The 8256-nt window shown below is 47.9% G+C and carries 8 protein-coding genes and 1 pseudogene; 3 read left to right on the top strand and 6 right to left on the bottom strand.

Features of this window, described 5'->3' with window-relative positions:
* Together IQ219_RS13170 and IQ219_RS13165 are read left to right on the top strand one after the other, a co-directional pair.
* Positions 1 to 1159, top strand: a 1159-nt coding sequence (locus IQ219_RS13170; protein WP_194072907.1) for a sugar porter family MFS transporter, incomplete at its 5' end; no start/stop codon positions are given.
* A gap of 167 nt (positions 1160 to 1326) precedes the next feature.
* Positions 1327 to 2946 (top strand): iron uptake porin, encoded by a 1620-nt coding sequence (locus tag IQ219_RS13165; protein ID WP_194072909.1) that lies wholly within the window; start codon positions 1327 to 1329, stop codon positions 2944 to 2946.
* 11 nt (positions 2947 to 2957) lie between these two features.
* Here IQ219_RS13165 and IQ219_RS13160 read toward each other — a convergent pair whose 3' ends face one another.
* Complete coding sequence (locus tag IQ219_RS13160; protein WP_194072906.1) at positions 2958 to 3638, bottom strand: TrkA family potassium uptake protein; 681 nt, start codon at positions 3636 to 3638, stop codon at positions 2958 to 2960.
* A gap of 194 nt (positions 3639 to 3832) precedes the next feature.
* The gene (gene bchB / locus IQ219_RS13155; protein ID WP_194072905.1) at positions 3833 to 5359 is read right to left on the bottom strand and encodes a ferredoxin:protochlorophyllide reductase (ATP-dependent) subunit B; all 1527 of its coding nucleotides are present in this window, start codon (positions 5357 to 5359) and stop codon (positions 3833 to 3835) included.
* Positions 5360 to 5701: 342 nt separating this feature from the next.
* On the opposite strand from bchB, the gene IQ219_RS13150 reads away from it, so the two are divergent.
* Positions 5702 to 6346: a Uma2 family endonuclease gene (locus IQ219_RS13150; RefSeq protein WP_194072904.1), complete on the top strand. Its 645-nt coding sequence runs from the start codon at positions 5702 to 5704 to the stop codon at positions 6344 to 6346.
* Between the two features lie 146 nt (positions 6347 to 6492).
* Here the strand turns inward: IQ219_RS13150 and IQ219_RS13145 are convergent, their stop codons facing one another.
* The 4 genes and pseudogenes from IQ219_RS13145 to IQ219_RS13130 all read right to left on the bottom strand — a co-directional run.
* Positions 6493 to 6816, bottom strand: a complete 324-nt coding sequence (locus IQ219_RS13145) for a DUF5615 family PIN-like protein (protein ID WP_368667609.1) — start codon at positions 6814 to 6816, stop codon at positions 6493 to 6495.
* Positions 6812 to 7132 carry a DUF433 domain-containing protein gene (locus tag IQ219_RS13140; protein ID WP_194072903.1) on the bottom strand — a complete coding sequence of 107 codons (321 nt, stop codon included), beginning with the start codon at positions 7130 to 7132 and terminating at the stop codon, positions 6812 to 6814. Before IQ219_RS13140 ends, IQ219_RS13145 begins: the two co-directional genes overlap by 5 nt.
* 123 nt (positions 7133 to 7255) lie before the next feature.
* On the bottom strand, positions 7256 to 7870 hold the full coding sequence (locus tag IQ219_RS13135; RefSeq protein WP_194072902.1) for a L,D-transpeptidase: 615 nt from the start codon (positions 7868 to 7870) through the stop codon (positions 7256 to 7258).
* Between the two features lie 105 nt (positions 7871 to 7975).
* Positions 7976 to 8256 (bottom strand): annotated as a pseudogene (locus IQ219_RS13130) (ComF family protein); the annotation flags it as partial.

Genomic DNA, 8256 nt, shown 5'->3' with positions numbered 1-8256 from the left:
GGTCAAAACCATGATTCTGGCGGCGGTACTATTTACCCTCAGTTCCATTGGATCAGGCTTACCTTTCACCATCTGGGATTTTATTTTCTGGCGGGTATTAGGCGGGATTGGGGTGGGGGCCGCTAGTGTGATTGCGCCAGCCTACATTGCGGAAGTATCACCGGCCCATCTGCGGGGGCGTTTAGGTTCCTTGCAACAGTTGGCCATTGTCTCAGGCATTTTCATTGCTCTGTTGAGTAATTGGTTTATTGCCTCGATGGCAGGGGGATCGGCCCAAAATACCTGGATATTCGGTGCGGCGGCCTGGCGTTGGATGTTCTGGACAGAGCTAATCCCTGCCCTCCTGTACGGCATTTGTGCTTTCCTGATTCCCGAATCTCCCCGGTATTTGGTGGCATTGGGCCAGGAAGAAAAGGCGGCGGCCATTTTGCATAAAGTGGAGGGGGGAGACGTGGCCGGTCGCATTGCAGAAATTCGACAAACGGTCAATTTAGACCACAAACCCCGCTTTCGTGATCTGCTCAGTCGTCGGGGAGGACTGTTGCCCATTGTCTGGATTGGTATGGGGCTATCGGCCCTGCAACAATTCGTTGGCATTAACGTGATTTTTTATTACAGCAGTGTGCTCTGGCGATCGGTGGGTTTTACCGAAGAAAAATCCCTATTGATCACTGTAATCACCGGTTTTATCAATATCCTCACCACCTTAGTGGCGATCGCCTTTGTGGATCGTTTTGGGCGCAAACCTTTGTTGCTGATGGGCTCCATTGGTATGACCATTACCCTAGGCATCCTCTCGATGGTGTTTGCGGGGGCGACGGTGGTTAATGGGCAACCCACCCTCACCGGGACTGCTGGGGTAATTGCCCTGGTGACAGCCAATCTTTATGTGTTTAGTTTTGGTTTTTCCTGGGGGCCCATTGTTTGGGTGTTGTTGGGAGAAATGTTTAACAACAAAATACGGGCGGCGGCCCTATCGGTGGCGGCGGGGGTACAGTGGATTGCTAACTTTATTATTTCCACTACTTTTCCTCCTCTGCTGAACACGGTGGGTTTAGGGCCAGCCTACGGTTTATATGCTACTTCAGCGGCCATTTCCATTTTCTTTATTTGGTTTTTTGTTAAGGAAACTAAGGGCAAAACCCTTGAGCAAATGTAATTGATTTTCTATGCTGGAGCAAATTAATTGATATTAGTTTGAATCTCTTAAGTTTATTGAAATTTAATTCTGCTCTAATTGCCTTCTAAATTAATTTAATCGTCCAACACTGGCTTTGTTTTTTCCGGGAGGGTACCGAATTGTCATTAGCAAGATTGACTACATCCATGGGCTTGATTGGCGGTTTGGCGATCGCCAGTGGACTGACAGCGATGTTACCCAGTGATGCCCAAGCTGTTCCTGTGGATGAACCCTTGGCCCCGGTTAATCGTTACCAATTAGGGGGAGACAATTCTGGCAAAACAGTTAATCAAATTACCTCGGTGGCGGAATTGCGAGATGTGCAACCCAATGATTGGGCCTTTGCCGCTTTGCAAAGTTTGGTGGAGCGTTACGGTTGTTTAGTGGGTTATCCAGACCGCACCTACCGAGGAGATCGGGCCCTCAGTCGTTATGAATTTGCGGCGGGATTAAATGCTTGTTTAAACACCATTGAGCAACTTTTACAGGAAAATGTCTCCGTGGTCCAAGGGGACTTAGATTTGCTAAAAAAATTAGCCCAGGATTTCCAAGCCGAGCTAAAACAATTGGCAGTCCGGGTTGATAATCTAGAAACTCGCACTGCTTTTTTGGAAGACCATCAGTTTTCCACCACTACAAAGCTTTATGGTCAGACCATTGTTTCCTTTGATGATGTGTTTGGCGATCGGGTAGGGGGGGATAGCAATGACTTTCAACCCCAACTAGCCTATCGGGTGCGCTTTAACTTGGAAACCAGTTTCACCGGCAAAGATTTGCTCAGGACTCGTTTGCAATTCTCCAATTTCTTCAACGGAGTAGCACAAACTGGCACCAATATGACCCGTTTTAACTATGACGATAATTCCAACAATAATGTGGAAGTGACCCATCTTTGGTATCGCACTCCTCTGACGGATAATCTCACCCTACGGCTAGGTTCCGTGGGGGTGGGCTACACGGATTTGGTGGATACGTTGACTCCCCCCACCATTGCCGATGATGCCCTGGGCATTCCTTCCCGCTTTGGTGAATACGATCCTGTTTACCGTCGAGGAGGGGGAGGGGCTGGCTTAAATTGGCAGATAACTCCGACCTTGCAATTGAGTGCGGGTTACCTGGCCACTAACCCCAATGATCCAGACAGTGGCAACGGTCTGTTCAATGGTGGGCACCATGTCCTCGGTCAATTAGCCTATCAAACATCTGATGGAGGCATTGGGTTCACCTATTCCCGTTCCTATTTTCCCTCTGGCGAGACTAATTTAACGGCGGGCACCGGTAGTTTCTTGGCTATTCAACCCTTCGGAGAGGCGATCGCCACGGCGGGGGATTTTTACACATTGCAAGGATACTATCGCATCACTCCCCAGGTGCAGATCCATGCCTGGGGCGGCTATGTGGATGCCCAGGCCCAGGGAGGCGGCATGAGCAACTTGTCCGATGGAGTGGGGGGCACAGTGGTGAGGGAAGTGTCCTGGAATCGTTCCGCCATTTGGTATGGTTTGCTTGGCATTAGTTTCCCCGATGTGGGGGGAGAAGGGAATTTACCGGGCATTGCCTTGGGTATTCCTCCCACAGTCACGGCTAGTAACTTACCTGGAGCCGTGGGACAAACCACCCCCTACCATTTGGAGGCGTTTTACCGCATTCAAATCAATGAAAATATTTCCATCACCCCCGGATTTTGGGTAGTGCTTAATCCCGAGGCCAACAGCAATAACGCCACCCAATATGTGGGTCATATACGCACTAGCTTTTTGTTCTGATAATCCAGCTATTAAGACTGGCACAGTCCCATAAAATCGATTAACTGCCGCACCAACTCCGGTTTGGTCACGGCCAAAATGGTGGAACCATCCTCTAGCAAAGTGTTACCGTTGGGAATTTTTAAGTCTTCATGGGCATTGGCTTGGTAGCCAATAATCAGAGTGCCGGAAGGAAAACGGGGATCCTGGGCGATCGCCGCCACACTGCGGCCCACAATACTGCAATTGGGAGGAATGGAGAGTTTAAGCACTTCAATTTGTCCCTGTTCAAAGTGCATCATGGCATCCACTTGGGGATACTCAATGGCATTAATCACCCGGTTGAGGGTTAATTCTGTGGTACTGATAATGTGGGTAGCTCCGGCTAAACGGTAGGGTTCAGCAAAGTCCCCATCACTCATACGGACGACAATTTGGGGCACACCATAATGTTTTGATAGGGTAACCAAAGCCAAATTCAGGGCATCTTCCTGGAGTGCCGCAATCACTGCCCCCGCCTTGCGGACCCCCGCCTCTAGTAAAACTGAGGTATTTACTGCACTACCCTCAAAGGCAATGACGCCAATTTTTTCCCGGGCATACTGACAGGCCTGGGGATCCGTATCCACCGCCGCCACTGTGTGGCCCATTTTGAGCAAATTCTTGGCCAGGTTGGAGCCAATGCCCCCCATGCCACCGATCAGAACGTACATTTTTCACCCTTTGCGCCACAGGCTTGATTGTAGTGGAAGTTAGGTGAAATTGATGGCTGTCGCTTTCGGCATCGGCCTGAAAAGTTATCCCCACCTGCCGGCGATGGGGAAAAGTCTTTGTGAAAGTGCTCCAAGCTTGTCGTAGTTTGACTCGGTTAGTGGAAGAGGATAAGCTAAACCCTTCCTAACAAGACCTAGGCTCCCACTGCTTCCTTGGCGGCATACATTACTTCCAGGGTAATTTCTGACAAGCCCCGCTCCCGAGCAAATTTTTCCGTATTGCGTTTGACCTTACCCCGCACAAATCCTGGTACCTTATTCAACTCAGCCTGGGCGGTGCTGTGCCAACCGAGGTCGGAGTCACTGGAAATACCTTTGGTGATCACTTCCTTAGTGTCATGGCCACCGAAAATTTCCAACAGATGGTCTTCCATGCCCAGGGTGAAGGAGTTGTACACCAAGTCAGCGATTTGGTTGGTGCCTTCGTAGCCCAAGAATGGCTTATAGCCCAAGGGGAAATTCTGGATATGGATGGGGGCCGCAATCACGCCACAGGGAATATCTAGCCGTTTACCCACGTGCCGTTCCATCTGGGTGCCAAAAATGGCCGCCGGCTCGATCCGGGCAATGGCATCGGCGATCGCCCCATTGTCTTCACTAATCAAGACTTCATCACAGTATTCGGCCACTTCTTGTCGGAACCAATCGGCATCATATTTGCAATAGGTTCCCGCTAGGACAACGTGGATGCCCATTTCCCGAGCCAAAATTTTGGTCATAGCGGCCGCATGGGTGTTGTCCCCAAAGACCACGGCCTTTTTGCCGGTGAGGTTTTGACAATCAATGGAGCGGGAAAACCAGGCCGCTTGGGAAACGTGACGGGTTTGCTGTTGGATGAAATCTTCGTAATTAAGGTCAAAACCCTGGTCATTTAGCACCTGTTGGATTTGGCGGATGCAACGGGCCGTTTCCACCACTCCCATGGGGGTAATGTCCACATAGGGCATGGCAAATTCTTCTTTGAGATATTTTGCTGTCATCAAGCCCACTTCCCGATAGGGGCAGAGGTTAAACCAAGCTTGGGGAATTTTGGCCAATTGGTCCACGGTGGCTTTTTCCGGTAGGACTAGGTTCACTTCTATGCCGAGATCCGCCATTAAACGCTTTAATTCAGTGCAGTCATGTTGGTTATGGAACCCTAGGGTGGTGAAACCAATTAAATTGACCGATGGCTTGGCCGTCTTCTCAGTGGCCAAATTGCCCTGTTTACGGGCTTTTTTAAGGTAAAACTCCACAATTTGCTTGAGGGTACGATCGCCAGCTTGCAATTCGTTATAGCGATAATGGTTCACATCCGCCAAAAGCACGTCACAGCGGGCATCCATTTGAGCCCGGTCGACAAAGTTTTCCAAATCCTCTTGCAAAATACTGGAGGTACAGGTGGGAGTCAGCACAATCAAATCCGGCGCTTCTTCCCCATCTTTGCGGACAATATTATCCACCACTTTTTCCTGGGAACCCCTCGATAACACTTGGCGATCGACCACACTAGTGGTGACAGGGGTAAAGTTTTGTTCCCGTTCCAACATGGAGCGCATCACGTTGAAATAGTCATCCCCCAACGGAGCGTGCATAATGGCGTGGACGTTTTTGAAAGAACTGGCGATGCGTAGAGTGCCAATGTGGGCGGGGCCAGCATACATCCAATAGGCCAATTTCATAGGGTCAGACTCCGGGGAGGTAATTCACCCTCAAATTGTCGGTAAAAGCCTTAACCTTGTCGAGGGGCAGGTTTACATTTTAATTCCGCTATTAATAGTCTGTAATGCCTGTCTGGATTAGCCTCTAGCTTATGGCTCTAATTATTTTGCCCACGGTTTACCATACAATTCTTAATGGTTAGACACGATCTCCATAAGTATTTATGACCATAACCTTAAGTTCTGGGAGTCAATACTCCAAAGTCAGCGCCGTATATTTTGCACAATCTCGGAGGCTGTCGTTAGTTGTTTTTTCCGATTTATGATTAAACCAATGCCAATGCAAAGTTGGAGTTTGAGATTATGCCTGTCAAAATTGCGATCGCCCAAATAAAAGTTGAGCCGGGTCAGCGTATTATTCTGGATCAAATCTCCTGGCAGGAATTTGAGGAAATTTTGGAAGATTTAGGGGAACATCGTCATTCCCATATCGCTTATTACAAGGAAGTTTTAGAATTTCGGATGCCTTTACCTGGCCATGAACACACTAAAGTTTTGATTTCCCATTTACTTGTGGTTTTACTAGAAGAATTAGGACTGGAATGGGAATCCCTTGGCTCCACTACTTTTAAAAGCAGACCTATGCAAGCAGGTATTGAGCCTGATGATTGTTTTTATATTGACAACTATCAAGCTATGGTGGGTAAACAACGGCTGAATTTAGATGTTGATCCTGTCCCCGATTTGGCGATCGAAGTAGATTTCACTTCTGTTACCCAAGTCAGTGCGTATGAGGCATTGGGCATTCCTGAAATTTGGCGATATGAAGATGGAAAACTGGAAATTAGTCTACTGGAAGAAGAAAAGTACATTAACTCTTTTATGAGCAAAGCTTTTCCCTCTATTCCCATTATTGAAGGAATTTCCCTTTGTTTAAAAAAAAGCCAGGTGATTCCTATGAGTGCTTTACGTCGTGAGTTTCGAAAGTGGTTGCAGGAATATATCTAAAGAGACGTACTCGTTCCCGTTAACCATAATGTATTTACTTTGTGAAAAAGTTTGCTGTAGTTAGGATTTGAGTGTTTTTACACCATCCTCAATGGTTAGACACGATCGCCATAAGTATTTATCATTATCTGCCTGCGGTAAACAGACTACAAAAACTCAATGTGATTAAACATTTCTTCTGGTTCGAGAATTTCCCACATCAAGACTAATCCTTGAATAATTTGACCAATCGACTTATTTCGTTGAGAACAATAAACGATGCCAGTATGATGGGGAAATGATTGAGCTAATTTTAAAAAGTCAGTATCTTGGGTAAAAATTACTCGGCCTTCAGACGCAGCAAACTGTAACTGCTCTTGATCAGAAACCCCTAGCAGACCAGCTTTTGGAGTTGTTGTAACATCAAGACTGCGATGACGTAAGCCAAGGGCAATGCTATGGCTGATGTTTTCATCAAGATGAAATTTAATTCTGTTGGCAATGCATTTTTCTTAATTTTTCTTCTATCAAAGAAGGGGTACTGGATCGCATTTGTTCAGCAAAAATTTCATCCTCCACAATTCCTTGTCTAATTTCTTCCAGGTGATCGTGGTAATAAGACAAGGCGGCATAAACGTCAGCCAGGGTAATACTAGGATAATGATGGACAATTTCGTCGGGAGATAGTCCCATTCGTTCGTGCCAGATCACGATGTCCTGAACTGTGATCCTGTGGCCAGCAATGCGGGGTTTTCCTCCACAGGTTCCTGGAGTGATGTCAATATGATTGATTAAGGTTGTTGCCATCGGCACTTCCAATTAGTACAAAATTGCGGTCAGTGGCGATCGCCGGTTATAACCCAGAAACCGAGAATAGAATTCTTCACGGTTGTACACGATCGCCGTTTTGATTTAGTCAGTTTAAACAATCTATTTTTTCTGAACTACCTGTACTGGAGTGCCATTTTGCACCATGCCGAATAAAGCCACTACATCTTGATTCCGCATTCTGACGCAACCATGGGAAGCCGCAGTGCCGAGGAAATGTTCATGTTTTTTCGGGGTGCCATGGAAACCAATGGTATTTTTGCCATCACTCCAAAAACCGATCCAACGGATACCGATGGGGCCATCCAAGCTGGCGGCCACTTTTTTGCCATTCCAGGGATTTTCCCAGACGGGATTTTCTACCATTTGGATGACCTGGAAATTGCCTTGGGGGGTTTCCCAGCCTTTTTTACCCACTGCCACGGGATAACTGGCCAAAACTTTGTCATTCTGGTAGGCGTAAACCCGCCGTTCCCCTAACACCAGGACAATATGGGTGGCCAAGGCCTGGCTGTCTGGGTTGGTGGGAGTGCTGACGGGGGCCGCCGGGGGGATATAGGTGGATTCGGGAATCGGTTTGAGGGGAGGAATGGCACTACCCCCATTGAGACTACTTTGGGCCTGGACGGTGCTGGGGATAACCAGACTAGTTGCAGTTAAACTAACACCACCCAACCAAAGGGCGAAACGGGCTAGGGGAGAGAACTGTTTCTGCATAGGATTAGGGTTAGAAAATGATTGAAGGAAAACCGACGGGGTTTAACAATACGAAATTAAATACGGGCTGGTGAAAATATATGAGAATATTATGTTAAATGATCATTATCGTCGCTGTCCAAGTTCCGTGGGCCGGGAAAAAGACGGTGTGGCGATCGCCACGATGCCCATTACCTTAGCGCCCCTTTGCTCCATTACCCGGCGGGCTTCGAGGGCGGTGGTGCCGGTGGTAATAATGTCATCCAAAATTAACCAGGGCTGGTGAGTGTTAAAGCCTGGCCCCGTAACAAGGGCGGACTGTAATTCCCGTTGGCGATCGCCGGGGCTAAGACCAAATAAAGCTTGGGTATCCTTGGGCCGTTGTAAAGCCTGGGGGCGCAGGGGGT

Source organism: Synechocystis sp. LEGE 06083 (genome assembly GCF_015207725.1).
In the GTDB taxonomy this organism is placed as follows: Bacteria; Cyanobacteriota; Cyanobacteriia; order Cyanobacteriales; family Microcystaceae; genus Synechocystis; species Synechocystis salina.
The sequence above is the reverse complement of the archived record's forward strand: the minus strand, read 5'-3'. Positions and strand labels throughout refer to the sequence as shown.

Excerpts from the sequence above, each read along its gene's own strand:
- IQ219_RS13165 (WP_194072909.1), top strand. The coding sequence starts at position 1,327 with ATGGGCTTGATTGGCGGTTTGGCGATCGCCAGTGGACTGACAGCGATG.
- IQ219_RS13160 (WP_194072906.1), bottom strand. The coding sequence starts at position 3,638 with ATGTACGTTCTGATCGGTGGCATGGGGGGCATTGGCTCCAACCTGGCC.
- bchB (WP_194072905.1), bottom strand. The coding sequence starts at position 5,359 with ATGAAATTGGCCTATTGGATGTATGCTGGCCCCGCCCACATTGGCACT.
- IQ219_RS13150 (WP_194072904.1), top strand. The coding sequence starts at position 5,702 with ATGCCTGTCAAAATTGCGATCGCCCAAATAAAAGTTGAGCCGGGTCAG.
- IQ219_RS13140 (WP_194072903.1), bottom strand. The coding sequence starts at position 7,132 with ATGGCAACAACCTTAATCAATCATATTGACATCACTCCAGGAACCTGT.
- IQ219_RS13135 (WP_194072902.1), bottom strand. The coding sequence starts at position 7,870 with ATGCAGAAACAGTTCTCTCCCCTAGCCCGTTTCGCCCTTTGGTTGGGT.